This is a genomic window from Sphingobium sp. LB126, assembly GCF_002795205.1.
GTDB classification, from domain to species: domain Bacteria; phylum Pseudomonadota; class Alphaproteobacteria; order Sphingomonadales; family Sphingomonadaceae; genus Sphingobium; species Sphingobium chungbukense.
In genome coordinates, this window is record NZ_NETV01000001.1 from 2,004,634 (window position 1) to 2,030,990 (window position 26,357).

At 66.0% G+C, this 26,357-nt stretch carries 23 protein-coding genes and 2 tRNA genes; 10 read left to right on the top strand and 15 right to left on the bottom strand.

Annotated elements, in window-relative coordinates; translation table 11 throughout:
• Positions 1 to 17 precede the first annotated feature (17 nt).
• From CAF53_RS09780 to CAF53_RS09825, 9 genes are all read right to left on the bottom strand, one after another.
• Positions 18 to 911, bottom strand: coding sequence for a replication initiator protein A (locus CAF53_RS09780; RefSeq protein WP_012049868.1), 894 nt, complete (start codon positions 909 to 911; stop codon positions 18 to 20).
• A gap of 6 nt (positions 912 to 917) precedes the next feature.
• Complete coding sequence (locus tag CAF53_RS09785; protein WP_012049867.1) at positions 918 to 1,184, bottom strand: transcriptional regulator; 267 nt, start codon at positions 1,182 to 1,184, stop codon at positions 918 to 920.
• Between the two features lie 120 nt (positions 1,185 to 1,304).
• Positions 1,305 to 2,081 carry a DUF2285 domain-containing protein gene (locus CAF53_RS09790; RefSeq protein WP_012049866.1) on the bottom strand — a complete coding sequence of 259 codons (777 nt, stop codon included), beginning with the start codon at positions 2,079 to 2,081 and terminating at the stop codon, positions 1,305 to 1,307.
• Between the two features lie 159 nt (positions 2,082 to 2,240).
• Positions 2,241 to 2,504, bottom strand: a complete 264-nt coding sequence (locus tag CAF53_RS09795) for a DUF2285 domain-containing protein (protein WP_012049865.1) — start codon at positions 2,502 to 2,504, stop codon at positions 2,241 to 2,243.
• A gap of 139 nt (positions 2,505 to 2,643) precedes the next feature.
• On the bottom strand, positions 2,644 to 2,895 hold the full coding sequence (locus CAF53_RS09800; RefSeq protein ID WP_012049864.1) for a hypothetical protein: 252 nt from the start codon (positions 2,893 to 2,895) through the stop codon (positions 2,644 to 2,646).
• 245 nt (positions 2,896 to 3,140) lie between these two features.
• A complete protein-coding gene (locus tag CAF53_RS09805) occupies positions 3,141 to 3,986 on the bottom strand; it encodes a DUF932 domain-containing protein (RefSeq protein ID WP_012049863.1) in 846 nt (281 codons plus the stop codon).
• A gap of 471 nt (positions 3,987 to 4,457) precedes the next feature.
• Complete coding sequence (locus CAF53_RS09815; RefSeq protein WP_012049862.1) at positions 4,458 to 4,823, bottom strand: hypothetical protein; 366 nt, start codon at positions 4,821 to 4,823, stop codon at positions 4,458 to 4,460.
• A gap of 251 nt (positions 4,824 to 5,074) precedes the next feature.
• Positions 5,075 to 5,473, bottom strand: a complete 399-nt coding sequence (locus tag CAF53_RS09820) for a hypothetical protein (protein WP_012049861.1) — start codon at positions 5,471 to 5,473, stop codon at positions 5,075 to 5,077.
• A gap of 67 nt (positions 5,474 to 5,540) precedes the next feature.
• Complete coding sequence (locus CAF53_RS09825; RefSeq protein ID WP_012049860.1) at positions 5,541 to 5,843, bottom strand: DUF736 domain-containing protein; 303 nt, start codon at positions 5,841 to 5,843, stop codon at positions 5,541 to 5,543.
• Between the two features lie 691 nt (positions 5,844 to 6,534).
• Here CAF53_RS09825 and CAF53_RS09830 point away from each other — a divergent pair.
• The gene (locus tag CAF53_RS09830) at positions 6,535 to 6,900 is read left to right on the top strand and encodes a hypothetical protein (RefSeq protein WP_012049859.1); all 366 of its coding nucleotides are present in this window, start codon (positions 6,535 to 6,537) and stop codon (positions 6,898 to 6,900) included.
• Positions 6,901 to 6,912: 12 nt separating this feature from the next.
• Positions 6,913 to 7,713, top strand: coding sequence for a TIGR02391 family protein (locus CAF53_RS09835; protein ID WP_030090180.1), 801 nt, complete (start codon positions 6,913 to 6,915; stop codon positions 7,711 to 7,713).
• A gap of 108 nt (positions 7,714 to 7,821) precedes the next feature.
• On the opposite strand, the gene CAF53_RS09840 is transcribed toward CAF53_RS09835, so the two are convergent.
• Complete coding sequence (locus CAF53_RS09840; protein ID WP_012049857.1) at positions 7,822 to 9,969, bottom strand: ParB/RepB/Spo0J family partition protein; 2,148 nt, start codon at positions 9,967 to 9,969, stop codon at positions 7,822 to 7,824.
• A gap of 847 nt (positions 9,970 to 10,816) precedes the next feature.
• Here CAF53_RS09840 and CAF53_RS09845 point away from each other — a divergent pair.
• The gene (locus tag CAF53_RS09845) at positions 10,817 to 11,809 is read left to right on the top strand and encodes an ATP-binding protein (RefSeq protein ID WP_012049856.1); all 993 of its coding nucleotides are present in this window, start codon (positions 10,817 to 10,819) and stop codon (positions 11,807 to 11,809) included.
• 68 nt (positions 11,810 to 11,877) lie between these two features.
• Entirely contained in the window at positions 11,878 to 14,433 is a 2,556-nt protein-coding gene (locus CAF53_RS09850; RefSeq protein WP_012049855.1) for a S8 family peptidase, read from the top strand.
• Here the strand turns inward: CAF53_RS09850 and CAF53_RS09855 are convergent.
• From CAF53_RS09855 to CAF53_RS09865, 3 genes are all read right to left on the bottom strand, one after another.
• Complete coding sequence (locus CAF53_RS09855; protein WP_016745823.1) at positions 14,424 to 15,713, bottom strand: hypothetical protein; 1,290 nt, start codon at positions 15,711 to 15,713, stop codon at positions 14,424 to 14,426. The genes CAF53_RS09850 and CAF53_RS09855 overlap by 10 nt on opposite strands.
• 457 nt (positions 15,714 to 16,170) lie before the next feature.
• Complete coding sequence (locus tag CAF53_RS09860; protein WP_016745822.1) at positions 16,171 to 16,515, bottom strand: DUF2958 domain-containing protein; 345 nt, start codon at positions 16,513 to 16,515, stop codon at positions 16,171 to 16,173.
• Positions 16,516 to 17,031: 516 nt separating this feature from the next.
• Positions 17,032 to 17,106, bottom strand: a tRNA-Gly gene (locus CAF53_RS09865).
• Between the two features lie 254 nt (positions 17,107 to 17,360).
• Here CAF53_RS09865 and paoA point away from each other — a divergent pair.
• The 5 genes from paoA to CAF53_RS09890 are packed head-to-tail and all read left to right on the top strand — an operon-like array spanning position 17,361 to position 24,083.
• The gene (gene paoA / locus CAF53_RS09870) at positions 17,361 to 17,999 is read left to right on the top strand and encodes an aldehyde dehydrogenase iron-sulfur subunit PaoA (RefSeq protein WP_046762441.1); all 639 of its coding nucleotides are present in this window, start codon (positions 17,361 to 17,363) and stop codon (positions 17,997 to 17,999) included.
• The gene (locus CAF53_RS09875) at positions 17,996 to 18,946 is read left to right on the top strand and encodes an FAD binding domain-containing protein (RefSeq protein WP_100237965.1); all 951 of its coding nucleotides are present in this window, start codon (positions 17,996 to 17,998) and stop codon (positions 18,944 to 18,946) included. The genes paoA and CAF53_RS09875 overlap by 4 nt, the downstream gene beginning before the upstream one ends.
• A gap of 3 nt (positions 18,947 to 18,949) precedes the next feature.
• Positions 18,950 to 21,166 carry an aldehyde oxidoreductase molybdenum-binding subunit PaoC gene (paoC, locus tag CAF53_RS09880; RefSeq protein ID WP_100237966.1) on the top strand — a complete coding sequence of 739 codons (2,217 nt, stop codon included), beginning with the start codon at positions 18,950 to 18,952 and terminating at the stop codon, positions 21,164 to 21,166.
• Between the two features lie 52 nt (positions 21,167 to 21,218).
• Complete coding sequence (locus tag CAF53_RS09885; protein WP_100237967.1) at positions 21,219 to 23,225, top strand: TonB-dependent receptor; 2,007 nt, start codon at positions 21,219 to 21,221, stop codon at positions 23,223 to 23,225.
• Positions 23,226 to 23,285: 60 nt separating this feature from the next.
• Positions 23,286 to 24,083: a S1/P1 nuclease gene (locus tag CAF53_RS09890; RefSeq protein ID WP_046762656.1), complete on the top strand. Its 798-nt coding sequence runs from the start codon at positions 23,286 to 23,288 to the stop codon at positions 24,081 to 24,083.
• 76 nt (positions 24,084 to 24,159) lie between these two features.
• Here CAF53_RS09890 and CAF53_RS09895 read toward each other — a convergent pair.
• A tRNA-Thr gene (locus tag CAF53_RS09895) sits at positions 24,160 to 24,234 on the bottom strand.
• A gap of 115 nt (positions 24,235 to 24,349) precedes the next feature.
• On the opposite strand from CAF53_RS09895, the gene CAF53_RS29025 reads away from it, so the two are divergent.
• Positions 24,350 to 24,484, top strand: a complete 135-nt coding sequence (locus CAF53_RS29025; RefSeq protein ID WP_277949200.1) for a hypothetical protein — start codon at positions 24,350 to 24,352, stop codon at positions 24,482 to 24,484.
• Positions 24,485 to 24,527: 43 nt separating this feature from the next.
• Here the strand turns inward: CAF53_RS29025 and CAF53_RS09900 are convergent, their stop codons facing one another.
• Positions 24,528 to 26,309, bottom strand: coding sequence for an aminopeptidase P family protein (locus CAF53_RS09900; RefSeq protein WP_100237968.1), 1,782 nt, complete (start codon positions 26,307 to 26,309; stop codon positions 24,528 to 24,530).
• Positions 26,310 to 26,357 lie beyond the last annotated feature (48 nt).

A 26,357-nucleotide genomic window follows, 5' to 3' on the forward strand; every position in this document is an offset into this window, starting at 1 on the left:
TCCCGATAGTCCGAACCTCATGGCCAGTTCTCCCCAGGCTTGAGGCCGACGCGGCGCATGGCGGCGTCGAACGGATCTTGCGCGACGGGAGCGAAGTTCAACCGGTCGCGGCCGAGCGCATGTTCGAGCGTGAGGACGTAGCCGGGGAGCGGCTGGCGCGCGACGATGCCGCGCAGCTCGAACGCGAACCGGCGCAGCGGCGAGAGCACGCCGGATTTGAGGTAAAGGTGCGGAACGTCGAAGCTCCAGCCGCCGCTCTGCCGTCCGCCATGCTTGCGCACGATACGGTAGAGCCAGCGTTCGAGGCCGCCCGTCAGGTCGAAATAGGCGCGGTCGATGGTCAGCACGAGCGCGCGGTCGAGCACGCCGGCATAGAACCAATCGGGCAGGATCAGCTCGATCCCGAGCGCACGGCCGTTGCCGTCCGCCAGCTCGCGCCATTCGTTGATCCACGAGAAACGATGGCGGCGGCGCTGGTGCTGCTGCCGGATCGAGGTGGCGACGGTGGTGGATTGCAGGCGGTCGAGCGCGGCCTTCAGCCGCTCGTAGCTCGCCTTGCCGGTGCCGCGCCGGGTGAACGCCAGTATCTCGTGCGGCGTCGTCACCATCAGGCGGGAGGTCGGCCGTCCGGCGTCACGCGCCTCGATGAGCTGGCTCGCCGCCCATATCAGCACGTCGGCGTCCCAAATAGTCGCCATGCCATGCTCGGGCACGGCCTCGACCGAGATCCATGTCGCGCCCATGCGGAAGTCGATGGGCGCGGTGCGGCGGGCTTTGGCGAGCGAGAAGAACGGCCAGGCCATCAAGTCCTGCGCGTCGCGGGCCGCTAGGTCGCCGGGGACCGAGCGGAACAGCTCAAGCTGCGTGCGCTCGACGCTGGACCGGCCGGAGAGGGAGCGTGCGGTGGGCATCGGCGCTCAGCGGCGCACGCAGTCGGTGGGGAGGCGCTTGGCGGGATGGACGACGCCGTTGCCCGGATCGGAGGTCGAGCGGCGGGTGCCGAGCGCGGCCCAGGAGTCGAGGTCGTCGATCGCATAGACGATCCGGCCGCCAAGCCTGCGGAACACCGGGCCGGTGCCGTAGCAGCGGTGCTTCTCCAGCGTGCGGGCCGAGAGACCGAGGTGGATCGCCGCGTCGGGCGTCTTGAGATAGCGTGGCGTTGTGGCGGCGACAGGCTCGGCCATGATGATCCTCCTGATGATGGCCGGCCCCGGAAAAGGGGTCCGGCGGACAGGAGGCGATCGTGGCGAAACGACCCCGGCGCGGAGAAGGGACAGCGCCGAGGGGGACGGCAATGTCCCCCTTCAGCCGCCGCGCAGCAGGCGGAGATAGCCGCCGTCGCGGAGCTCGACGGCTTCCTTGAGCCACCGTCTGATGCGCTTGCGCTCCTTGCTCTCGATCCATTCGGCGTTGGTGTAGCGGCGGACCTTGGGGTGGATCAGCGAGGCGGCCAGCTCCCGCTGGCTGGCGCCCGCCCGGTTGCCGTCGAGCACTTGCAGCAGGGTCAGGAGATGCTCGCGCCGGAACGGCGGCGGGCGCAGCGCCGGCGGGCCGGCCGCCATGCCGCTGAGGCGGCGGCACAGGCGCTCGGCCGACGCGAGGCGCGCGAGAGGATCGGGTTCGATCGGCAGCATCACGGCCATCGGGCGGTGGCACGAACCGCACACGCACAGATGCTCGTCGCCATCGGGATCGGCGAGGATGACATGCAGGAAGTCGCCCATCCTGATCCGCGCACGAACGTCGCCCAACGCCTCCATGTCGAGGGGTGCGGCGCCGATGCCGGCGAGCGCGGGCGCCAGGACGATGCTGGCCGGCGACAGGTCGGGCCGCGCGACCGCCAGCTTGCGGTCGAAGGCCGAGCCAGGCGCGGCGTGGTAGCTGATGCCCCAGCGCCGCACGAGGCCGGCGGTCGCCTCGTCGGCGGAGATCGCGCCGCGTTTCACGCGGCCGAGCGCGCGGCGGTAGTCGGAGCGATAGCGAGCGTTGCGGCCGAGATAGCCGATGGCGATGTCCGAATATTGCAGCGCGTCGTCCCCGGCCTCGTCCGGGGGCGCACGCCAGTCCTTCTCAGGCGGCATCGAAACCCTCCCAAGCATGGCCCTCTGCGGAGCGCGTTGGAAGATGTTCGCCAGCCCGCCGCCCCGGAGAAGACCTGCCGGGCAGGCGGCCGCATAGCGGATTCAAGTCAGCGTTTTGAATGGATTATCCGCACCGCCGCGCGTGCTCCGGGGCCGCTCTCAGTTCGGCGGCGGACGCAGATAGTGCCGATAGCCCGTCTCGGTCATCCAGCGGGCGCGGGCGAGATGCGAGTCATATACGCAGCGGGCGCGTTCGGGTTCTGCGGCGGGGTCGATCCCGAAGATGATGCGAACGGCCTCGCGCCAGTCGGCATTTTCGTCGGCCGCATCGAGCAACCGCCAATAGGTGTGATGATGGCGCTCGTCATAGGCGGTGACATGGTTCGCGTCCGGAGCGCGATCCTCGAAAGCGGCTATCGCCATCGCCTTGTTCCACTTTCAGCCATAGCCCCCTGTGCCTGCTGATTCATGGTCTATACACCATAATGGAGCGAAGTAATCGCACCGTCTTTGCTATGTTTCTGTGACAGCGCGCGGATAATCGCCGCACATGTCACGGCCGTTACTGGAGTTGTTCGCGACTGGAATTGGTCACGAGCAGCACGCCCTGACCGCGATCCGAATCGAGGAAGACGATCCCGGCCGCCTCAAGCGCCTTCATCACCTGATGCCGGGTATTCTCGTTCACGGCCTTATAACTCTCCGATTCCAGCCGCTTGAGCGCGGTCAGAGCAATAATGGCCTTCTCGGCAAGCGTCTCCTGTGTCCAGCCAAGAAGTGCGCGAGCGGCCCGCACCTGGCGGGAAGTGATCATGCAAGATCACCTCCACAACCTTCGGGTCATTCGCTACGAAAACGACTATTATAGTCGTCTTTGGAGAATGGGAATATCCCAATCGCGAGCCGGGCGAACGCCCGGCGAGCGCGCCCCGTTCAGCAGCCGCGCGGCCCATCGGGACGCGCGGCCGCCGCCGATCCGGGGGATGGATCGGCGGCGTTTTGCGAGCGATGGGAAGGGAAACCGCAGGGCCGGATGGTCCAGCCCTGCGGCAATCGCGGTTAACCCGTCTTGAGGCGCTGCATCCCTTCGGCCAGCGTCCAGAGCGCGCGATTGAGCGTCACGTTCTGGTCGATGCCGTTGATCGGACGCGAACGGCTGCGGCGGATACGGCCCTCGGCATTGCGCTTGCGGCCATGCAATCCGCCCCGAATGACGTTCTCCTGAATGACGTTGAACGTGGTCCACAGGCTATCGCCCCGATCCTCGTAGCGGCGCGGCTCGATGATCTGCTCGGGGGTGAGCGGGCTCTCGTCGTCGCCATAGCGGGCGACAAGGCTGACCTCGCCGAGCAAGCGCTGCTCATCCTCGGAAAGCCGAACCTCTTTCATCGTCTCGCTGGCGTCGATCAGCCGGGGGAAGTCCTCGGCCACGGTGTAAACGCCTTCGATGATGTCGTGCTGGATATTGCCCTTATGGGGCACGCGGACCTCCTCGAACCGCTCGCCCGCGATCATGGAATTGGTGCAGACGAACCGCAGCATCCCGGCAAACATCTGATAGGCGCTGGTCCCATCATGGCTGTTCACGATGATGACCTCGGCGGCCTCGGGCTTGCCGATACCGTCGTCCCGGCGCAGGCGCAGCATGTGCTTGGCGTGGCCGTGGCGGCTGCCGTCGCGGGGGACGGACTGCACAGCGAAGAACGGGAACCATCCTTCCCGGCGCAACCCTTCCACAATGTCGATGGTGGGGACATAGACATAGCGTTCCGAACGGCTGTCGTGCGCCTCGCGGGCGAAGATGGACGGGACGTTACGATACAGCGCCTCGTTGTCGAGCGCCTCATAGCCGCCGATCTGATGGCTGTTGCGGCCGAACCGGGTAGCAAGGTGATGGATGCTCATGGGTCTTTCCTTCCTTGGGTCTGGGTTTCCGCGCAGCGGAGCGCCGCGCTGAAACCCTGCCCGTCGGCGAGACCGGGGGTGCAACCGGAGCGGGCGGCTTCGCGGGGAACCGGCTGCACGGAACGCGAAGCGTGGAGGAAGCTGGGCGGAAGCCGCTCCGAAGGGCGCTGGGGGCGGAGCCCCAAGTCTCCCGCCGCGCACGCGCGGCGGATTCCCGATCAATGCGCCATCCTTTCCGAAGGGAGGGGGGATAGGGGTTTGGGGAAAGGGGCGGAGGGAACCGTCCCCCTTTCCTCATGGGTGGGGGAGTTTGAGGGGGCGGGGCCTGGCCCTGCCCCCTCATGGGGAGAGCGGCGAGAGGGGGCGCCCCAGCCCCCTTTCGTCAGCGCGGCGGGCGGGTCGATCTCGCCCGCCGCGCGACACGGACGCGGACGGTGGTGGCAGACGGCTCGGGGCCGCCTGCCGTCCCGGTCAATCGGTATCCGGTCCCCAAAGCGGGCTGTCCTCCGGGAAGAACGGGGCTTCCAGCGCTTCCAGCGCGGCAATCACGGCCCACAGGCGGCGAATGTAGATTTCGGTGCGGCGCTGCGCGACAAGTATGCTCACCGCCGTTTCGTTCGCCTCCAGCCGTTGCACCGCATCCTCGAAGTCATCCCAAGGACTGAGGTTCTCCAGCGGGATCACATCGCCGTCCTCGTCAAAACCGCCGTGAAGATAGGTCGGCGCGTTCTTCGCTCGCTCACCGGCTTCCTCGGCTTCCCGAATGAGGGCGAAGGCTTCGCGGCGCTCCCGCCAATATTCGGCGCTGCCACCGTCAACATGCCTGATATTGTCCATGACTGTTTTCCCTTCTGCAAATCGTCCGCAGGGCGATGGCCAGGCCATCGACCCTGCCTTCGCGGCGAGCAGTCGGGGGTGTGGGGGGCAGCAAGAATCTGCCGGAGTGGTGCGGGCGCAGGGAGCGCAGCGACTGAGCCACGGTTCGGCTGATTGTTGTTGCTGGGGAGCGGGGGCGGAGCGCCCTGATTCCCACTCAAGAAAACGACAGCCGGGATACCGGCGCGGCCGTCAGGCCGGTAACGGCTATGTCAGTCGAACAGGTCGCCTTGCCGATATTCGGCAGGTTCCTCGCCTTCGCGGCCCTGCCAGACGATACGGTCGCCCTCGTAGATCGTGACGAAGCCCCATCCGCGCCGCTCCTCATCGGTGGGCGGCGGCTTGGTCTCGAAATTGTAGCACCAGGACCGGCCCTTGGTGCCGGCGAAGGCGACGGGGCCGCCCAGCCGCAGCACTACGCGATCACAAGCGCCGGAAGGCTCGGCGACGCGGCGGCGGATCACGCCCATCTGATAGGCGCGATAGTCGCTTTCCTCGCGTTCGCTCGGCGGCCGCCAGTGTCGGCATCGCCGGCAGCTCGCGCCGTCTGCGGGGCCTAGCCTGCGATCGTCGAGCGGCGGGCCGCCGTTATGACCGATGCGATCGGACATGGCGAAGATCCTTTCGGGAGCGGGAAAAAGGAGCGCCCCGCCCATTTCGGGCGGAGCGCGGAGCCGGTCAGCTTGCGAGCAGCTCGTATTCGCCGGCCACCGTCTCGGACTCGAAAAGCCGGAGATAGACCGGCTGAGCGACGACGGGATTGAGCTTGAACGAGATGTAGTCGCGCTTCTCCTTGCTGGTCTTCCGCCAGGCGGCGCCGAACTCGATCCGCTCGTCGTCGGCTGCGACGATGCGGAAGTGTGGGGCCTTCTCGTTGTCCTGGCCCTCGATCGGGAGGAGCACGACCTGTTCGCGCTTGCCGAAGAACCGGATTTCGCCGGAGAAGCCGTGGTCGGTGGTGGTGAAGTTTCCGCAGATCATAACGTCAGTCCTTTCTTGCCTCGGAACCGCGCCTGTCGCGGCCTCGATGGCTGTCGATCGGACGGGGGACGACCGGCCCGCACCCGCAGGGCGGAACGAAGTGGCTGGCGGCGGCGGGCGGCTTTTTTGGTTTCGCGATGCAAAGCCGGCATGGCCGACGGCGAAAAAAACCGCCCGCCGCCGTTGCGGGAAGACGGGTGGGCTTCGGCCAGACAAGCCTTTCGAGAGGCCGCGTGGGCGGCGGTGCCGTGCAAGAACATCGGCCTGACGGGATGATCGGAGGAGCTTTGCCGCCGCCGGCCGTGGCGGTGCCGGCGATGGTCTGGTGTTCGAGGCGGGCGTGGCGGGAGGGTTTTGCGCGAGCGAGGTGCGAGGGCGACGTGGCCCCGGCTTTCGTGGGGCGTGGCCGATGCAGCGGAGCGCGGCGCTGCCATGCGGAAATCGGCGGGAGGGGCGCGGCCTGCGCGTCGGACAGGTTCAGGTCCGGCCTGTGCGATGCCGGCCTAGCGCCGGATTCGGGACCGGGATGTTGGTGAATATGGGCTGTCCGCGCTGGTCGGCGCAGCACGTCGCCCGAAATGGGCGGGGCGCTCCCTTCCCCGCCGTCCGGCTATGACGACTCTTTCCCTTGCTATATGTTCTCTATTTGTTCCAATATGCAGCTTTGCGAATCGAGATCGAGGAACGGCGTATGAGCGTGATGATCCGCGGCCAGGACCGCACGAGATTGAGGGTGATGGGCGATGTCGAGGCCGAGCTGGCGGTTCCGGCCGACAGCGCGGGCCGCTGCTGGCTCAGTTTCTCGGACGGCACGCTGATCGAAGCCGCCTATGGCGATGACAATGATTGCCGTTTCGCGATCAGCGAGGAAGGCGCGGGGATCGCGCGGATTCGGCGCGAGCACGATGGCGATGTGCTGCGGCTCGATTGGCGGGTGGAATGGGTGACGGTCGCGGCGGCCGACAACGCGGCTCGCGCGACGGCGCAACACGAACCTATGCCGATGCTGCCCGGTCTGTTTTCGTCGTCGGATAGTGAAGCGATAGCTTCATGTTGATATGGACACCTAATGGTGACGCTCTTTTCGCAGGAACAAATTGAAGCAATCGCCGGTGCTCTTGGAGACACCGATGTCGGATTGAAGGGCTCGGAGATTGCCCTGTTGATCGCGGCTTGCGAGATGACCGATCCCGGCGAGATAACGAAGCGGCACCGCATCTATAACGCCTTCGTCACCAGCCAGAACGCCCGACAGGATCGCACCCGCATCCTCGGTTTTATCCGCAAAGCAATGAGCCCGGCCCGCTATAGTCGTGAGCCATATCGTTACGAACCGATGCGGGCGAATCTCAACCAGGCGCTTGCCTTTGCCGGGCTCGTGGTCAGTGAGGCCGGAAAGATCGAAACCGTTGAACAGGCGACGACGCTGCCAGAGGCGCAGCGCCGAGCGAGGGAATTGCGCACCGATCTGGAAACGCGCGGCGTCCATCCCGACGTGCTGCGCTTCTGCCGTGCGGAACTGTTGGCCGACGATTATTTCCACGCGGTCCAAGAAGCGGTGAAAAGCGTCGCCGACAAGATGCGGGTGCGGACGGGCCTGACCGATGATGGCGGAACGCTGGTGGACCGCGTGTTAGGCGGCGAGCCGCCGATGCTGGCGATCAATCCGCGCAACACGGCGAGCGAGCGCAGCGAGCAAAGCGGCTTCGCCAACCTGGTCAAAGGCGTGTTCGGGATGTTCCGCAATCCGACCGCTCATGAGGCGCGCATCCACTGGCCGATGACCAAGACCGATGCCGAGGATCTCCTGACGCTCGTATCGTTGATCCATCGTCGGCTCGATGCCGCCCACATGCCCCCGCGTCCCTGACCTGTCCCTACGATAAGCGGCCGCGCCCCAACCGGGCGCGGCCGCGAATTTTTGCGGGCTGCGAAAGGAAGGCCGGGACCGCCGATGCGGCCCCGGCCCGATGCCGTTCTATTCGGCGGCAATCGAGTAAGCGTCTTCCTCGTCCACCGGCTCAACGTCGGCGTCCACCGCTTCGGGTTCGGTCGGCTGCTCCACCGCCTCGACCTCCACGGCTTCGCCGTCCTGCGCTCCGGTATCGGGGGCCTCCGCTTCGGACGGCTGCGCGATCCCTTCGGCGTCCTCCGTCTCGACGGGTTCGGCCTCCGGCTCCGGCGTCCGCAACACAGCGGGAAGCCAGCCCTTCCCGACAAGACGCTGCTCGGCGGCTTCGGCCATTTCCGGCTTCTTCTTGTCCGCAATACGGCGGGCCGCATCCTCCGATACCCCTTCGGCAACGGCCTCAAGGATATGCGCCTTGGTGACACGGCCAAGGTAGCTGTCCACGGTCGGCGTCCAGTCCTTCGCCATGTCCAGCGCCAGCGCGGTCGCCAGCCTGTCCGCCGTTTGCAGCGTCCGGGGCTTGCGATCCCACGGTAGGCGCAGGGCGTTAACGGTGCGGGACGCGCAATGCGCCAGCAACGCCATCCGCTGCTCATCGTCCAGTGCGACGATGAAGCCCCACAGGTCCGCGACGTCGCGCGGCATCCGCTCGGCCCATGCGTCATGCGCCTCGCTCGCCCGCGCCGCCAGCGGTGTATCCTCGATCCCCGCCGCATGACCGCCAAGCGGGGTCACGGTCGGACGGATTTCAAGGCAACCGGCCTCGGCGTAGCTGTAGAACAGTTGCGCCGTAAGCGTGTGGGTCAGGGCTACCAACGCCATGCCGGGCTGTTCGCCAAGCGCCACGCGAAGGGCCAGCGTCCGGTGGGCGGACAGGTCGCGAATGAGGCTGTCGGAAATGGGCTTGCCCGGTTCCTCGTCCTCATCCTCGAAATCCTGAACTTCCTCGTCGCTGTCCTCGGCCTGCTCGTCCTCCACGGCCTCCGGTTCGATGGCTTCGGCCTCGTCCTCGGGCTGCGGATCGGCAAGCGCCTCATCCTCGGGACGGACGAAACCGCGCTCGATCCTGACCGTGCCGTCATGGTGAAGCACCACGAACGCTCCGCCATGCGCGATCACGTTGGCATCGTAGGCGTAACGCTTGGCCGAAATGGCGTCGATCTCATCGGACACCGCTTCCAGCTTCTTCGCCACGTCCTCGGGCATTTCGTCATAGGACGAATAGCCTTCGGCAAGCTCGTCATGCTCGGTGGACAGGGCCTCAAGCCGGGCCTCGTCCTCGTCGGACAGGTCCACGGCCTGCGGATAGAAGCGCCGCATACCGTGAGCATGGGGATAGTCGATATGGGCCTCAACCCACTTCCACCCCTCGGCCTGCACCCCGTCCGCGATCTCGCGCAGCTTCTCGACGGCAAGCATGTCGAGCAAGCCCGCATCCTCGAAGAAACCGCCTCGATCCTCACTGAACAGGTCGCGGATGATGTTGCCGCCCGCCTCGATATAGGCATCGGCCCCGACGAACACCGCACGGCGATCATCGGCGGGCACGTTGTTGGCGGTCATGTCGCGCCGAATGATCCACGGCTCCCGGTTGTGATGCAGGTTCTCGAACACCTGCTCTTGCCGGGCGTGGTCTTCGGTGATGGCGAATGCCATAAGCTGATCCAAGGTCAGCCCGTCCTCGCGATAGACCTGCAACAGCTTCGGACTGACAGCGCCAAGGCGAAGCCGCTGCTTCACCACGCCGCCCGACACGCCGAACCGCGCGCCGATTTCCTCCGCGCCCCATCCGTTGCCGTCCGCAAGCTCGCGGAACCGCTCGAACTGATCGGCGGGGTGCATCGGGGTCCGGGTCACATTCTCGTCCAGACTGATCTCGGACGGGTCGTTCTCGGTGTCGAGACGGCAGCGAACCGGGTGGTTCTTCCTGATCTGCCTGCGCTTGGCGCGCAACAGATAGGCCAGCCTGCGACCTTCGCCAGCGGTGACGAAATAGGCGCCGGTCGGCTTCTCGTCCTTCATTTCCGGCTCGATCACAAGGTTCTGGATCAGACCCTTATGCTCGATGGAAGCGGCCAGCGCCTCGATGGCGGCCTCGCCATGCGGCACCTTGCGGGCGTTCTTGGGGGACTTCTTGAGCTTGTTCAGCGGCACGAAAATCTCGATGCCCGACACAGGCTCGGCAGCGGTGGTTTCGATTTGAACGGTCTTGGTCATCTTCCTACTCCTTGGGTTTCCGCGCAGCGGGAAGCGCCGCGCTGAAACCCTGCCCGTCGGCGAGACCGGGGGTGCAAACGGAGGGACGGCTTCGCGGGGAACCTGCTGCACGGAGCGCAGCGGAGGAAGCTGGGCGGAAGACGTTCCGAAGTGCGCCGGGGGCGGAGCCCCAAGCACCGCGCCGCTCGCGGCGCCACAAACGACGCACCCTTGCGGCGGACGGCCGGCGCGGCGGCGTGCGCGCGGGCCTGTGGGCCAGCCGTCGCCGTGCCCTCCGGCCAGAGCGAGAGTGCTGCGCTGGGGAAAATGACGCGCGACCCCTGCGCGGCGCCAGCCGCCAGAGTGCGCTCCCTAGATCCCCGCGCTCACTATCGGGGCGTTGCGGGGTGTCCCCGCTCGAAGGGGTCTGGCGAGACCCGCAGGGGCTTGTCAGCAGGGGAAGGCTTTCCCCCTCAAACCGTATAGGATGAGGACAACAACAGCATATTCCGCACGCTGGAAGCGCGTTAAGAAGACTATCGGCTGTGGCTAGAATTAAGTGCCCCGGCGGTATGCGAGGCAGGGACCACCGGGGGATACCGGCTCCATATGGATGATCGGGGAGGAAAAGCCAAGGATCACCGCTGCGCGCCTACGTTCATCTGCCAGGCGGTTCTACAGCGTCCCGTCTCCACCGGCGCTTTGCGAGCCCATGCTACCAGTTCGCTCAATATCGCGGCCTGAGCTGAACAAATTTCTCCCGGATATTCGGTGACTTGTTACACTATGAGAGCGCCGCACCGTTTGCGCGGTTGTCATGACGGCTCGGTGCCTATACCCGTCAGTTTGCAGGAAAGGAGGAGCGCTGATGTCAACCAAGCAGATCGTCGCGCTGCTCAATTCGCACGTTGCTGGGGACGAAGAGCAATTTCTGTCGATAGCGCTCCAGGTTGCGGCACAGCAAGCGCGCCAAGGCAATGCCGAAGAGGCGAACCAGTTGAAGCGCCTCGTCCAAAAGGCGCGCGAACGGCTTGGCAACGCGCCTACCGGCCAAGCGCCAATCCCTCTGGCGCGGCCGCGCGGCGAGTTGCAAGGGCTGGTCGAGAGCAGCTATCCGAAGACCAAGCTCGACAACATGGTGCTTGGCGAGGCCATTCGCTCGCGGTTGCAGCGCGTTGTCCGGCAGCAAAGCGAGCGGGCGACCTTGCGCGATCATGGGCAGGTTCCGGCGACGCACCTGCTGCTTGTCGGGCCTCCGGGCACGGGCAAGACCATGACGGCCTCGGCACTCGCGGGAGAGCTGCGCTTGCCGCTGTTCACGGCACGGCTGGACTCGTTGTTCAGCCGCTTCTTTGGGGAGACGGCCGGCAAGCTGCGCTTGCTGTTTGATCAGATTGCGCAGACCCGCGGCGTCTATTTGCTCGACGAGTTCGACGCGATCGGTTCGCGTCGTGGCGATCCCAATGACGTCGGCGAGATTCGACGGGTTCTTAACTCGGTGCTCTCCTTCATGGAGGAGCCTAACTCAACCGACAGTATCGTCATCGCGGCGACCAACCATGTCGAGATACTCGACAAGGCGCTGGCACGCAGGTTTGATGAAGTCATCGAATATCGGCTGCCCGATCCCGAGTCCGCGCGCGCGATCCTCTCACGCCGGCTGGGACGCTACCGCCTGACCGCCAAGGCTTGGGCGTCGATCGCTCCCATCACGGAAGGCTTGAGCCAGGGGGAGCTGGTGCGCGCGGCCGATGCCGTCGTGAAGGACGCTATCCTCGAAGGGGCGAAGTCGATCTCGGCCGACCATTTGCGCATCGCGCTCCAAGACCGCCAAATCTTTCGACAGAGCTTTGGACATTGAAGCGCCGGCATCGTCCGTCGGCGAGAAGAGACCGCGTGGGGAAGCGGTGGGAATGACTTGAGGGGGGTATGCCCGAAAATGAAGCCGGTGCGGCGCCACGCCAGCCGCATATCTCGATCACGCGATGGCGCGAGGCAGCGCAGTATGTCTATCCCCGACTTCGGCGCGAACGACGCGAGCGGCGTGAAGACTACCATGCCCATGCCGCAGCCCTGCTCGGACAGCTGGGGGAAGCTCTAGGCAACCTCCCGCCGCCCCAAGAGGACGTCCGCATCCCGGTCGACGGGCTGAAACGCGGCGTTCTCGTCGAGGTCGAGACGATGGTGCCGAGCGAGCGCGCCAAGGCCACGAAGATACCGGCGCTGGATTTCCCGGCGCAGGAGATCGTCGTCCTCCGTTCCGAGCGTAGCGAGGATCGCACAGAGCGGGCGGTAGTGTTCGTTCCCGATGACGCTCGCGCATTCCTGACCGGCCGGATCGCGGCCTATGGCTCCGAAGATCTCGGCAATCACGAGCGTCCCGACATCGACAAATTCGAGGTGATCGAGGCGATCCGCGCCGGTGCGGCGCGCACGCTCGTCGTCGGCACGCCGGACTTGGCATCGCCAGCGCCGCAGTGGTGGGAGCTTTGGCTGCGTCGCCCCGATGCGATCGTGGAGGCGGTGGTGGCGGCCGCGCAGCAGGCGGGGCTCGACGTGTATCCCGACCGGCTGCAATTTCCTGAAACCTCGGTCATATTCGTGCTCGGAACAGCCGAGGCGACCCTTGGGCTCGTCGGCCGCCTCAACGGCGCGATCAGCGAAGTGCGGCGCGCCAGCCAGAGCATCGAGCCGTTCCTTGACCAAGGCGACAAGAGCTTGGGGCAGCACGCGCTTGTGGCCGAATATTGCGGGCGGGTGACGCCTCCGCCAGCGGATGCGCCGGTGGTTTGCGTGATCGACACGGGCGTTGCGGCAGCGCACCCGCTGATCGCTCCCGCGCTGGCCGGTGCGTGGACTGTGAACGATGCCTGGGGCACCGACGATCACGCCGGCGCCGGCGGGCATGGAACGGGCATGGCGAGCCTTGTCCTGCATGGCGACCTGCTTGGGCCTATGAGCGACCAACGCCAGGTCGTGCTCGGCCATGCCGTCGAATCCGTGAAGTTCCTTCCGCCCGGCGGCTTTCCGGCGACCGAGCCGGCGCGCTATGGCATTATCACGCAAGCAGCCGTGGCCGTGGCCGAAATCGAACGGGCCAATATCCCGCGCAGCTTCTGCATCGCCACCTCCTCGCCCGATCTTTCTTCGGAGGCGCCATCAAGCTGGAGCGGCGCGGTCGATCAGATTTGCGCCGGCTCAATGCCGGGTGAGCAGCAGGCGGGGCTCGCCGCCAAGGATCACCCCAAGCGTCTCGTGCTGATCGCCACCGGCAATATGGACGGCGGGCTCAAGGCCGTGGTCGAGCAGCATCATGCACTCGAAGACCCCGCGCAGAGCTGGAATGCGCTCACTATCGGCGGATACACGGCGAAGGCTGACCAGGCGCAAGACGAACCCGAGTTGATTCCGCTGGTCGCGCCGAACGAGCGCAGCCCATTCAGCCGGGGATCGCAGACCCTTCCGGCTGACCTGACGCCGATCAAGCCCGACGTGCTGTTCGAGGCCGGCAACATGATGATGGACAATGCCCAGTTTTGCGGCTGGCACCCGGCGGTCTCGCTGCTCTCGGCAGGCAGGGATGTGGCTACGGAGCCGCTGGTGCCCTTCTGGGCGACCAGCGCCGCGACGGGCGTGGCCGGCAATTTCATTGGGCGACTCAAGGCCGATCTACCCGGCCGGTGGCCGGAAACCTACCGCGCTCTCACCGTCCATTCCGCCGAATGGCCTGGGCCAATTCGTAAGCTGCTGATCGGCACCGGCCGTAGCTGGAAGACGGGCAGCAAGGGCACGAAGCAGCAAATCCTACGCAGCATGGGCTTTGGCGTGCCCAACCTGGTTCGCGCGGCCGCGTCGGCGCGCAATGATGTGACCTTGCTCGCCGAGGCCGAGATTCAACCTTATGCCGCTTCAGCCGACGGGCGCTCGGCCGTATTCAACGAGGTGCATTTCTACGCCCTCCCTTGGCCGAAGGCAGCGCTAGAAGCGCTGGAAAACGCTTCGGTGATGATGAAGGTGACGCTCTCCTATTTCATCGAGCCCAACCTTTCAGGCCGGGCCAGCACCCGACCCGACACCTATCGCTCCTACGGCCTGCGCTTCGCCTTGAAGAAACGGCGCGAGACGGCCAATGATTTTCGGACACGATTGAGCAAGACCGAGGAGAAGGCGGAAAAGGCCGGTCAGGAGACCGACTATTGGTTGCTCGGGCCGCAGGCCGTTCAGGCTGGGTCGCTTCATTGCGACCTGTGGCGAGGTCCGGCAATCGACCTTGCCGCGCACGACCAGATCGCGATCTATCCGGTTGGCGGCTGGTGGAAATCGCACATCGGACAGAACCGCATGAACGACAAGGGCCGCTATGCGCTCGCGATCTCCATCTCGGCGCCGGATCAGGACGTCGACCTTTATGCCGAGATCGCGGCGGCGATCGAGGCGCGGATTGCCGCCGAAGTGGCGGTGGCAGCCGGGCCGGATCAAGGGTGATGAGCCTCGCTCGGAGCCAGGTCGATTTGCTGCACCTCGTGCTGAGCCCGTCGGGCCTCCAGCCAGTCCAGGCCAGCGCTCGTCAACTCCCAGCGCTTCGCTGCGTGATCGCCCGACCCAATGCAGCGAACCCATCCGCGCTTCTGTAAATCGGAAGCCGCGAGACCAACGGATCGGTAGAATTTGAACGGATTGCTGAGCTGATCCTGAATCTCGCGACTGGTAAGCGGGCCGGATTCGAGGAGCGCGAGGATTTCCGGCGTGCGCCCCTGGCCCGGCGATGAATAGTGCCTGGACGCAGCCTGCTGGGCGCGATCCGCAGCATCGCGTTCGACTGCACGGCGCGCTTTGTTGGGACTCATCGCCTTGCCGGCGAGCTTCGCGGCCGCGATTGCGGTCGTGCCTTGTTTGGTGAGCCGGTAGATCGGCGCGCGTCCCGGCATCGGCCTTTCCTGAACGATGTAACCCGACATCCGCAATCGCTGGAGATACTGACCCGCGCTTGGAGCCCGCTTTGACCGGACACCCGCTGCGGCGCTGATGTCGAGTGCGCGGGCTGGTCCGAGCGCATCGAGAGCGAGTAGGAGACGCACCTGTTCGGGTTTCAGCGCTGCGGAGACGTCGTTGCCTGGTAGGTGCTCACCTTCGAGATCATAGGCGCTGTGCGTCAATCCCTTCTGAGTGAGCCGGATAAGCTGGCGTTTGGGAGTCCCAGCCTTCTCGACAAGCCCCTTGGCGACAAGACGCTTGAGTGCGCTGTGGGTCGACTGGCCGAGCCGCTCGACGAGTGCTGCTCGGCGCGCGCCGCCGACTGGCGGAATGAGCCTCAACGTCGCCTTTTCGAGCGAGCCGATCTTAGGTTCGCGATCCACCAGGACGTCGAGCGTCCTTTTCCCGCTTTGTGCATAGACCCATTCGGAGGACTCACCGGGTGTAGGCAGACGGCGGATAAGGCCGGATTTCATCAGCTTCTTGAGAATCTGGTCCACCGCTTGACGGCTGACACCCTCTCGCTGGCGAAGTTCTGCGGCCGTGGCTGGCTTTGCTAGAGCATCATAAATGGTTTGTTGCCGCGTCCCGAGCTGTCCCCGAAAATAGGGTTCGCGTTGCTTCACCGCGATCTCCGCATCGAGCGGTCGGCTCCCATCTCGAAACAGGCCGTGACTGACGCGCACAAGGTGCCCGTCCATCAGCAGCAGTTCGAGCGCGGCGCGCGAATTGCGCACATGCTTGATGTCACGCCAGCGCACCACGCCGCGCTCCCGGACGATTTCAAGCATGGTGTGCGCCCCAGTCCCTGGATTGGGTTCCCATCGGGGCGGCCCGGAAAGTAATTTGTCGGACGTTACCGCACGCACGGCAACCCGCACTTCAGTGGCCCCAAAATGATGCCGTAGAACCTGCTCCAGCCGAGTTGCATCCACTACAGGACAGTCAAACTCCACATCGACTCGATATCCTTTCGACTTCCGCACAACTTCCCCCGGAGTGGCATCACCGCAATAGCCGCAATGGAGGCAAGCGTCACGTTATGCCAGCATCACAACGCTGACCGGCTGGCTGTTGCCGAGCGCAGCGGCGTGGATCATCAGCTATTCGACTTGGCCCGCGCTCTATCCGGCCGTGCTGATCCTCATGCTCAATGCGGCGAGCGGCAAACTCACGGTGCGCCAGTGGTCGTTCCGTTTCTGCCGGATTGAGCGCCCCGCCCGCGCGGGCGGGGCACATGAGCAGTCGCTAGGTGATGACGACGCCGGCCGCGATAGCCATGCGGGCGTATCGACTCAGCGGATACTTCGCCTCGAAATAGAGGTCGCGTTCGACCGGGAGCCCCAGCGGGCCGCGCAGCGCCTCGATCTCCGCAAGGCTGACCGTGCCCAGTTCGGGTTCGCCGAGGCCGGGATCGCAGAGGCCGTAAAGGATGTCGGGCTCCTGGGGATCGCACTCGCTGATGAGCCAGGTGGCGCCAGCGTCGGGTGTGAACAGCTTGACGACGGGCTTGGGATCGAACTCGGGATGCTCGATGCTCAAGCGGCCGTTGGCGATGAGCTGCGCGCGGATGGTGTCGGTGATGAGCTGCATGACTGTCTCCATTCGGGAAGCCCTCCGATCGAGGGCGTGGAGGCGTTCGACCGGCGCAAGCGAGCGGCGGGGTCAGGCCCTACTCGGTCTGGTGCGGGCCGGGCTTGACCCCGACGCGGCGCCGGTCAGGCGTCCGTAACTGCCTCGCCGGGGAGGCCGAATGGGAGCGTCGATCGGCTTGGTCCGAGGTGCGCGTGAAGCGGCGGCGACAACAGCCGCGAGGCTTCCTGGGTCCGAGCGCATGATCGCGGATAAGCGCGCTGTCTCCAGCTTCGGCCCGATTGTCTCCAGCCGGCGGAGCCATTGTCTCCAGCCACCGGGTCGCGTGGAAGGGGCGAAATGGCCGCGCGGGGGCGCAAAAGATCGGGCGCAACCTGCGCCAGCCAACGCCAGGGGCGGCCCATTCTTGGCGATTTTCTGGAGACATTATGGAGACAACGGGCTTTACAGAGGGCGCTGTCTCCAACGAAAAAGCGGCCCGAAGGCCGCTAATCCGCTGATTTCTATATAGAAAACTGGAGCGGGCGAAGGGATTCGAACCCTCGACCCCAACCTTGGCAAGGTTGTGCTCTACCCCTGAGCTACGCCCGCTCTGGCGGCCGGAGGATGTGTCCTCTCGGCGGGTGGGGGGCAACTAGCAGCGGCTTCCCCCCTCGGCAAGGGGAGAATTTGCAGAAAGTCATTTTTTTCTGCCCAACGCCATTTCCTCCCTTCCAACGGGTTGCGCACCTTGCATTTTGGCGAAGTCCAGCCATCTGCTAAACCGCCATTCATAAAATCCGTTGGCGGCGATGGACATAATCGGCTCGCCTTTCGTATCGCAGAAGATAGGAGGAGCGCAGCGCATGCCAGACCCGTTGACGCGACGCAGCCTGCTTCAAGGCAGCGCCGCTGCCGCCGCCGCCATTTCCGTTTCGGGCGAAGCGCAAGCCGCGCCGGCCGGCAGCCCGCAACGCCGCAAGGAGCAACAGCAGATGAACCCGGTAGGACTGACCGTGAACGGCCGCGAAGTGCATCTTCAGCTCGATCCGCGCACGACCCTGCTCGATGCGTTGCGCGAGCATATGCACCTCACCGGCACCAAAAAAGGCTGCGACCATGGCCAGTGCGGCGCCTGCACCGTCATCGTGGAGGGGCGGCGGATCAATAGCTGCCTTACCCTCGCCGTCATGCATGAGGGCGACCGGATCACCACCATCGAGGGCCTGGGCACGCCGGAAAAGCTCCACCCGATGCAGCGCGCTTTCATCACCCATGACGGCTATCAGTGCGGCTATTGCACGCCCGGCCAGATCTGTTCGGCGGTGGCGGTGCTGGAGGAGATCGGGGCGGGCATCCCCAGCCACGCCACCGAAAATCTCGACCAGATCGCCTTTTCCGACAATGAGGTGCGCGAGCGGATGAGCGGCAACATCTGCCGCTGCGCCGCCTATCCCAACATCGTCGCGGCGATTCGCGAGGTTGCGGAAGGAGAAAAGGCATGAGGCCCTTCACCTACAGCCGCGCCGCCAGCGTCGAGGAGGCGGCGAAGACCGCCGCCACCACCCCAGGCGCACGATTCATCGCGGGCGGCACCAATCTGCTCGACCTGATGAAGCTCCAGATCGAGACGCCGGCCCATCTGATCGACGTCAACCATCTCGGTCTCGACCGGATCGAGCCGACGGCGGAAGGCGGCCTTAAAATCGGCGCGCTGGTCCGCAACACGGACCTTGCCGCCGACAAGACTGTCCGCCGCGATTATGCGGTGCTCAGCCGCGCGCTGCTGGCGGGCGCCTCGGGGCAACTCCGCAACAAGGCGACGACGGGCGGCAATCTGCTCCAGCGCACCCGCTGCCCCTATTTCTACGACACGCGCATGCCCTGCAACAAGCGTCGGCCCGGCAGTGGCTGCGGCGCGCTCAAGGGGATGAGCCGCAGCCTCGCCATCCTCGGCACCAGCGAAGCGTGCATCGCGCAGCATCCTTCCGACATGGCGGTGGCGCTGCGCCTGCTCGACGCGCAGGTGGACACGGCGAGCGCCGACGGCAGCCGCCGGTCGATCCCGATCGCGGATTTCCACCTGCTGCCCGGCGACACGCCGCATATCGAAAATGTGCTCAAGCCCGGCGAACTCATCACCTCGGTGACGCTGCCCCGGCCGCTGGGCGGCACCCATGTCTATCGCAAGGTCCGCGACCGTGCCTCCTATGCCTTTGCGCTGGTGTCGGTCGCGGCGGTATTCGCAAAGGACGGCCAGACCCGCTTCGCCTTCGGCGGCATCGCGACCAAGCCCTGGCGCACCCCCGCGGCCGACGCCGCTGCCTCCTCCGGCGCGGCGGCCGTGGCCGAAGCGGCGCTCAGCGACGCCCGCCCGACCGTGCACAATGCGTTCAAGCAGCAGCTGACCGCCCGCACCCTCGCCTCGCTCTACCGTCAGAAGGGGGCCTGAGCCATGAAGTTCGACACGCCCGCCACCACCAATCCGATCGACCGGGGCCGCGTCATCGGCATTCCCCATGACCGCATCGACGGCGCCGCCAAGGTCACGGGCACCGCACCCTATGCCTATGAACGCCACGATGCCGCGCCCAACGCCGCCTATGGCTGGATCGTCGGATCGGCGATCGCCAAGGGGCGGATCAACGCCATGGACCTGCGCGCCGCGGAGGCCGCGCCCGGCGTATTGGGCATCGTCACGCACCAGAATGCCGGCGCACTGGGCAAGGGCAATATGAACACCGCCCCTCTTCTCGGCGGGCCGCAGATCGAACATTATGAACAGGCGGTGGCGCTGGTGATCGCCGACACGCTGGAAAATGCGCGTGACGCCGCCCAGCTCGTCCGCATCGATTATGCGGTGGAGCAGGGCCGCTTCGACCTCGCGGCGGAGCGTGACAGGGCGGTCCGGCCGCAGGACGGCTTCGGCGGCCCGGCGGATACCCAGGCGGGCGATTTCGATGCCGGTTTCGCGAAGGCGGCGGTGAAGATCGATCAGCGCTATACCACTCCCGATCAAAGCCACGCGATGCTGGAGCCGCACGCCACAACGGCCGCATGGAACGGCGATCAGCTCACCCTTTGGACCGCGAACCAGATGATCGCCTGGAGCGTGGGCGAAATGGCGAAGACGCTGCAAATTCCGAAGGAGAATATCCGCTTCGTCTCGCCCTATATCGGCGGCGGTTTCGGCGCGAAGCTGTTCCTTCGGGCCGATGCGCTGCTGGCGGCGCTGGGCGCGCGCCTCGCCGGCCGTCCGGTCAAGGTCGCGATCGCCCGGCCGCAAATCCCCAACAACACCACCCATCGCCCCGCCACCATCCAGCGCATCCGCCTCGGCGCCGACAAGCATGGCGTGATCGACGCCATCGCCCATGAGGTCTGGTCGGGCGACCTGCCCGGCGGCGGCGCGGAGACGGCGGCGCAGCAGACGCGCCTGCTCTACCGCGGCGCCAACCGGCTGACGACGCATCGCCTCGCGACGCTCGATTTGCCGGAGGGCAATGCCATGCGCGCGCCGGGCGAGGCCGTGGGCCTGCTGGCGCTGGAAGTCGCAATGGACGAGCTGGCCGAAGCCTGCGGCATCGATCCGGTCGAACTGCGCATCCGCAACGATGTGCAATATGATCCCGAAGCGGGACCGCAGCGCCCCTTTTCCAGCCGCAAGCTGGTCGAATGCCTCCGCCAGGGTGCCGAACGTTTCGGCTGGAGCCATCGCAATCCCAAGCCCGGACAGGTGCGCGACGGCCGCTGGCTGGTCGGCATGGGTGTCGCCTCCGCCTTCCGCAACAATCTGGTCATGAAATCGGGCGCGCGCATCGGCGTCGATGGCAAGGGGCATGTCATCGTCGAAACCGACATGACCGACATCGGCACCGGCAGCTATACCATCATCGCCCAGACGGCGGCGGAGATGCTGGGCGTGCCGCTGGAGGCCGTGACCGTGCGCCTGGGCGACAGCCGCTTTCCCGCGTCGGCGGGATCGGGCGGGCAATGGGGTGCCAACAGCGCCACGGCGGGCGTCTATGCCGCTGCCATGGCGCTGCGCGCGAAGCTGGCGGAAAAGGCGGGTTTCCCGGCGGACCAGGCATTGTTCGAGGATGGGCTGGTGCGCCTTGGCAACCAGTCCCAGCCGATCGGCACGCTGGCCGGAGGCGAGGGCCTCTGGGCGGAGGACAGCATCGATTTTGGCGACCTTGCCGAACGCTATGCGCAGGCGACATTCGGCGCACATTTCTGCGAGGTCGGCGTGGACATCGACACCGCCGAGGTCCGTGTCCGCCGCATGGGCGGTGCCTTTGCCGCCGGGCGCATCCTCAATCCCAAATCGGCGCGTAGCCAGGTGATCGGCGCGATGACCATGGGGGTCGGCGCGGCGTTGATGGAGGAACTCAGCGTCGACACCCGGTTCGGCTTTTTCGTCAATCACGACATGGCCGAATATCTGGTGCCGGTGCACGCCGACATTCCGCAGCAGGACGTGGTGTTCATCGACGAACTGGACGACAAGAGCTCACCCATGAAGGCCAAGGGCGTCGGCGAACTCGGCATTTGCGGGGCCGGGGCGGCGGTCGCCAATGCGATCTACAATGCGACGGGCATCCGCCTGCGCGATTATCCGCTGACGATCGACAAGATTCTGGCTGCGTCAGTCGGCGATAGGAGCGCTTGAAGTTCTGTTGCGGCGCCCCTAGTGCCTCTCGCCAAGAGAGGAAGGGGCGCCAATGAAATATCTCCCGTTATCACTGGCTCTGGCCGCAATTCCGACGGTTGCGGCCGCCGAGACGGAGGCGCCCGATCCGGCGCGCATCGTCGTGACGGGGGAGGGGCTTTCCCTGCCGCCGGGAACCCCGGCCTATGGATCTTTGATCATCGACCGGGACCGCCTGACCAACAGCGCCTCCGGCCGGATCGAAAGCGTGCTGGGCGACGTTGCCGGGTTCCAGCAATTCCGCCGCTCCGACAGCCGCTCCGCCAATCCGTCGGCGCAGGGGGCCACGCTGCGCGCGCTGGGCGGCAATGCGTCGAGCCGGACATTGGTGCTGCTCGACGGCGTGCCGTTGGCCGATCCCTTTTTCGGCTATATTCCGTTCAGCGCCCTGGTGCCCGATCGCCTGTCGGTGGTGCGGGTCACGCGCGGCGGCGGGATAGGGGCCTTTGGCGCGGGCGCGGTGGCGGGGACCATCGAACTCGCCAGCGCTACCCGCGACCAGTTGCCGACCTTCGCGGCAAGCGCCTTCTACGGCAGCAGGGACGCGACCGAACTCTCCGCCAGCCTGACCCCGGACCTGGGCAGCGGTTACGTCTCCCTTTCCGGCCGCTGGGATCGGGGCGACGGCTTCCAGACCACGCCCAGGGACCAGCGCGTCGCCGCCACGGCACCCGCCGCCTATGACGGCTGGTCGACCAATTTGCGCGCCGTCGCGCCGCTTTCGGCCACATCGGAAATCCAGTTCCGCGGCACCCTCTTCCACGACGAGCGGACCTTGCGCTTCAAGGGCGCGGACAGCATGAGCGAGGGGCAGGACGCCAGCATCCGCTTCATCTCGCGCGGCGCCTGGCAGGTCGATGCGCTGGCCTATATCCAGGCGCGCAACTTCTCCAACATCGTGATTTCCGCTTCCACCTTCCGCAAGTCGCTCGACCAGCGCAACACGCCCTCGACCGGCATCGGCGGCAAGATCGAACTGCGCCCGCCGGTCGGCCCCGACCATGTGCTGCGCATCGGCGCCGACACGCGCTTCGCCACCGGCGACATGTTCGAGGACGCCTATAACGCCAATATCGCGGCGAATCCGGTCACCTCCCGGCGCCATGCGGGCGGTGAGCAGATGACCACCGGTTTCTTTGCCGAGGATGACTGGTCCCTCGGCAAACTGGTCCTGACCGGCGGTGTACGGGCGGATCGCTGGACGATCAGCAACGGTTTCTATCGCGCCACCGGCACGGGCGCGGCGAACAACAGCTTCGCCGACCGATCCGACTGGCAATTTTCCGGAAGGGCAGGTGCGCTCTACCGGATCGGCGATGCCGTCGCCTTGCGCGGCGCGGCCTATACCGGCTTCCGCCTGCCGACGCTCAACGAACTCTACCGGCCCTTCGTGGTCTTCCCGGTCACGACGCAGGCCAATCCCGCACTCAATCCGGAAAAGCTCAAGGGTGTGGAGGCTGGGGTCGACCTTAACCCGGTGAGCGGCATCACTTTCTCCGCGACGGCCTTCTACAACCGACTCGATGATGCCATCGCCAATGTGACGCTCAATCCCTCCAACCCCAATGTCCGCCAGCGTCGGAATGTCGATGCCATCGTCGCCAAGGGGTTCGAACTGACCGCCTCGGGCCGCATCGCGGATTTCCTGCTCTCGGCCTCCTATGCCTATAGCCACAGCACGGTCCGTGCGCCGGGCATGCGGTTCGATGGCCTGGATCCCGCGCAAAGCCCGCGCCACGCCGCCAGCGCCACGCTCGCCTGGGAACCCAGGCAAGGCCCGGCGCTCTCCGCCACGCTGCGCTATGTCGGCAAGCAATATGAGGACGACCTCCAGACCGACGTGCTGCCCGATGCGCTGACCGTCGACGCGGTGGCGCGCTTGCCGCTGGGCCATGGCGTTACCCTGGTCGCGCGCGGTGAGAATCTCTTCGATGAAGAGGTGGTCACCCGCAATGCCGGAGGGTCGATCGACCTGGGCACACCCCGGACGCTGTGGATCGGCGTCCGTTTTACCGGTTGAAGCGCAACCTTCGGAAAAAGCACGCTGGTTGAGGCAGGGCAAAGCTGTATGAGGGACGCCATGCGCTTCTCCTTCCTGCTCGCCCTGCCGCTCCTTGCCGCCACGCCCGCCCAGGCATGGGGGCCGGTCGGCCATCGCATTACCGGCGCCATCGCCGACCAGAATCTGAGCGGCGCCGCACGCGCCCAGGTCCGACTGCTGCTGGGTGTCGAGGATCTGGCGGAAGCGGCGACCTGGCCCGACGACATGAAGTCCGATCCCGCCGACTTCTGGCGCAAGACCGCCAGCCCCTGGCATTATGTCACGGTGAAGGAAGGCGATCGTTACGGCCCCGCCGACGCCCCGAAGGAGGGCGATGCGATCACCGCGCTCAAACGCTTCACCGCCACGCTGCGGGACGGCAAGGCTCCGCTGGAGGACCGCCGCCTCGCGCTCCGCTTCATCGTCCACATCCTTGGCGACCTGCACCAGCCGCTGCACGCGGGCGGCGGCAACGATCGCGGCGGCAATGATGTGAAGGTCACCTTCTTCGGTCAGGCGACCAACCTGCATTCGGTCTGGGATTCGGGCCTGATCGAACAGCGTGCCCTGTCCTATTCGGAATATGCGAACTGGCTCTCGCGCTCGATCACGCCGGCCCAGTTCATCGACTGGAGCGCCAGCGGTCCGGCGACCTGGGTTCGCGAAAGCATCGCCCTGCGCAAGACCATCTATCCGGCCGAGGCCGATCTGTCCTGGGACTATGCCTATCAGCATCGCGCCGAACTGGACGACCGTTTGCGGCGCGGCGGGGTACGCATCGCCGCCTATCTGAACGCCATTTTCGATTCGACCGCGCCGACCGGCGACATGCCATGAAGCTTGTCGCGCACACCCGCCGGCGAAATATCAAGCTATGGGCAAATCGGGCGACCATCCGGTCACGGGAGGAAAATGGTGCTGCCGGTGAGGATTGAACTCACGACCTCAGCCTTACCAAGGATGCGCTCTACCACTGAGCTACGGCAGCACTATTTTCAGCTCCATCCGGCGTTTCGCGCCAGCGGAGCCGGGCCTATGGCCGCCCCATCGTCCCATGTCAAGGCGGCTTGCGGCAGAAGATGCAAATTGCTTAAGGGCGGGTCATGACAAACGGTCAGGACGAACGGAAAGAGCGCTTGGCGCAGGCGTTGCGGGACAATCTGCGCCGCCGCAAGGCCCAGTCGCGCGAATCGCGGAGTGAGGAAACCCCCCAGCGCCCGGAGGACGCCAGGGGGTAGAAACAAAAGACATATGCTCCCGCGAAGGCAGGAGCGCATGCGGTTACAGGGGCGCGCAGGCCGCCTTCAACCAATCGAGCGCCGCGCCCTCGATCTGCGGGCCGACGACCTCCACCACCCTGGCATGATAGGCGTCCAGCCAGGCCCGCTCTTCGCTGGTCAACAGTTCCACGGCGATCGCATGGCGGTCGATCGGGGCGAAGGTCAGCGTCGCGAAGCCCAACATCTCCCGCTCGGCGCCCGGCACGTCCCGCGCCTCCACCAGCACCAGATTCTCGATCCGGATGCCATATTCGCCGGTCTTGTAATAACCCGGCTCGTTCGACAGGATCATGCCCGGCTGCAACGGCTCGTCCCCGCCGCCGAAGGTCGCGATCCGTTGCGGCCCCTCATGCACCGACAGGAAGCTGCCGACGCCGTGCCCGGTGCCATGGGCATAATCCAGCCCCTCGGCCCACAGGAACTGCCGCGCCAGCACGTCGAGCTGCCCGCCCCGTGTTCCCTTCGGAAACTGCGCCCGAGCGAGCGCGATATGCCCCTTCAGCACCAAGGTGAAGCGCCGCTTCATCTCGTCGGTCGGCGTGCCGATGGCGATGGTCCGGGTCACGTCGGTCGTGCCGTCGCGATATTGCCCGCCCGAATCGACCAGATAGAAGCTGCCCGTCTCGATTGCGCGATTGGTCTTTTCCTCGACCCGGTAATGCACCACCGCGCCATTCGGCCCCGCGCCGGAAATGGTGTCGAAGGACAGGTCCTCCAGCAGCCCCGTCTCCTTGCGGAACGCCTCCAGCTTCGCCGCCGCGCCCAGTTCGTCGACGCCGCCCCTGGGCGCTTCCACCGCGATCCAGTGCAGGAACCGCGACAGCGCCGCCCCGTCGCGCGCCTGCGCCGCCTTGTGTCCGGCGATCTCGACGGGGTTCTTCACCGCCTTGGGCAACACCGCCGGATCGCGCAGCGGCAATATGGTGGCGCCACCCGCATCCAGCGCCTCGAAGATTGCCGCCACCGCCCGCTCGGGATCGGCCACCACGGTCTTCCCCGCGAAACCCGCCAGCGCATCGGCAAAACCGGCGCGATCATGCACCCGCACCGCATTGCCCAGATGCTTCACCACCGCCTCGTCAATCTTCTCGGGCGCGACATAAAGGTCCGCCGTCGCATCGGCATGGACGATGGCATAGGCCAGCGCCACTGGCGTCCGCTCCACATCCCTGCCCCGGATGTTGAAGGTCCAGGCCAGCGAATCCAGCGCCGACAGCACCGCCGCATCGGCATGTTTGCCGACCAGCCAGTCGGCCATCGCCTGCCGTTTCTCCGCCGACGACTGCCCGGCATGACGGTCCTCGTGCACCACCAGCTTGGCATCGCTCGGCGCGGGCCGATCCGGCCACACCGCATCCACCGGATTGGTGTCGACGGCCACCAGTTCCGCGCCCCGTTCGGCCAGCGCCTCGCCCGCCGCCTTCACCCAGGCGCGCGTATGCAGCCAGGGATCGTAACCGATCCTCCCGCCGGCGGCCGCATGCTTGCCGAGCCAGGCCGCCACGGACGTCTGAGGCACGCTCTCATAGTGCCAGTGCGCCCCGTCCACCTGCTCGCGCACCTGGAGCGTATAGCGCCCATCCACGAAGATCGCCGCTTCCTCGGGCAGCACGACGGCGCTTCCCGCCGAGCCCTGGAAGCCCGTCAGCCAGGCCAGCCGTTGCGCATAGGCGCCGACATATTCGCTCATATGCTCGTCGGTCAGCGGCACGACGAAGCCGTCCAGCCGGTCGCGCACCAGCTGCGCGCGCAAGGCCTTCAGGCGGTCTTCATAGGTGGACATTGAAATTCCCTTGGATCAAACGGTCCTCTTGCACAGGACGCCATGCGC

Excerpts from the sequence above, each read along its gene's own strand:
- paoA (WP_046762441.1), top strand. The coding sequence starts at position 17,361 with ATGCCAGACCCGTTGACGCGACGCAGCCTGCTTCAAGGCAGCGCCGCT.
- CAF53_RS09890 (WP_046762656.1), top strand. The coding sequence starts at position 23,286 with ATGCGCTTCTCCTTCCTGCTCGCCCTGCCGCTCCTTGCCGCCACGCCC.
- CAF53_RS09835 (WP_030090180.1), top strand. The coding sequence starts at position 6,913 with ATGGTGACGCTCTTTTCGCAGGAACAAATTGAAGCAATCGCCGGTGCT.
- CAF53_RS09830 (WP_012049859.1), top strand. The coding sequence starts at position 6,535 with ATGAGCGTGATGATCCGCGGCCAGGACCGCACGAGATTGAGGGTGATG.
- CAF53_RS09795 (WP_012049865.1), bottom strand. The coding sequence starts at position 2,504 with ATGGCGATAGCCGCTTTCGAGGATCGCGCTCCGGACGCGAACCATGTC.
- CAF53_RS09790 (WP_012049866.1), bottom strand. The coding sequence starts at position 2,081 with ATGCCGCCTGAGAAGGACTGGCGTGCGCCCCCGGACGAGGCCGGGGAC.
- CAF53_RS09885 (WP_100237967.1), top strand. The coding sequence starts at position 21,219 with ATGAAATATCTCCCGTTATCACTGGCTCTGGCCGCAATTCCGACGGTT.
- CAF53_RS09825 (WP_012049860.1), bottom strand. The coding sequence starts at position 5,843 with ATGATCTGCGGAAACTTCACCACCACCGACCACGGCTTCTCCGGCGAA.
- CAF53_RS09800 (WP_012049864.1), bottom strand. The coding sequence starts at position 2,895 with ATGATCACTTCCCGCCAGGTGCGGGCCGCTCGCGCACTTCTTGGCTGG.
- CAF53_RS09820 (WP_012049861.1), bottom strand. The coding sequence starts at position 5,473 with ATGTCCGATCGCATCGGTCATAACGGCGGCCCGCCGCTCGACGATCGC.
- paoC (WP_100237966.1), top strand. The coding sequence starts at position 18,950 with ATGAAGTTCGACACGCCCGCCACCACCAATCCGATCGACCGGGGCCGC.
- CAF53_RS09785 (WP_012049867.1), bottom strand. The coding sequence starts at position 1,184 with ATGGCCGAGCCTGTCGCCGCCACAACGCCACGCTATCTCAAGACGCCC.
- CAF53_RS09840 (WP_012049857.1), bottom strand. The coding sequence starts at position 9,969 with ATGACCAAGACCGTTCAAATCGAAACCACCGCTGCCGAGCCTGTGTCG.
- CAF53_RS09875 (WP_100237965.1), top strand. The coding sequence starts at position 17,996 with ATGAGGCCCTTCACCTACAGCCGCGCCGCCAGCGTCGAGGAGGCGGCG.
- CAF53_RS09855 (WP_016745823.1), bottom strand. The coding sequence starts at position 15,713 with ATGCTTGAAATCGTCCGGGAGCGCGGCGTGGTGCGCTGGCGTGACATC.
- CAF53_RS09860 (WP_016745822.1), bottom strand. The coding sequence starts at position 16,515 with ATGCAGCTCATCACCGACACCATCCGCGCGCAGCTCATCGCCAACGGC.
- CAF53_RS09815 (WP_012049862.1), bottom strand. The coding sequence starts at position 4,823 with ATGGACAATATCAGGCATGTTGACGGTGGCAGCGCCGAATATTGGCGG.
- CAF53_RS09850 (WP_012049855.1), top strand. The coding sequence starts at position 11,878 with ATGCCCGAAAATGAAGCCGGTGCGGCGCCACGCCAGCCGCATATCTCG.
- CAF53_RS09900 (WP_100237968.1), bottom strand. The coding sequence starts at position 26,309 with ATGTCCACCTATGAAGACCGCCTGAAGGCCTTGCGCGCGCAGCTGGTG.
- CAF53_RS29025 (WP_277949200.1), top strand. The coding sequence starts at position 24,350 with ATGACAAACGGTCAGGACGAACGGAAAGAGCGCTTGGCGCAGGCGTTG.
- CAF53_RS09805 (WP_012049863.1), bottom strand. The coding sequence starts at position 3,986 with ATGAGCATCCATCACCTTGCTACCCGGTTCGGCCGCAACAGCCATCAG.
- CAF53_RS09780 (WP_012049868.1), bottom strand. The coding sequence starts at position 911 with ATGCCCACCGCACGCTCCCTCTCCGGCCGGTCCAGCGTCGAGCGCACG.
- CAF53_RS09845 (WP_012049856.1), top strand. The coding sequence starts at position 10,817 with ATGTCAACCAAGCAGATCGTCGCGCTGCTCAATTCGCACGTTGCTGGG.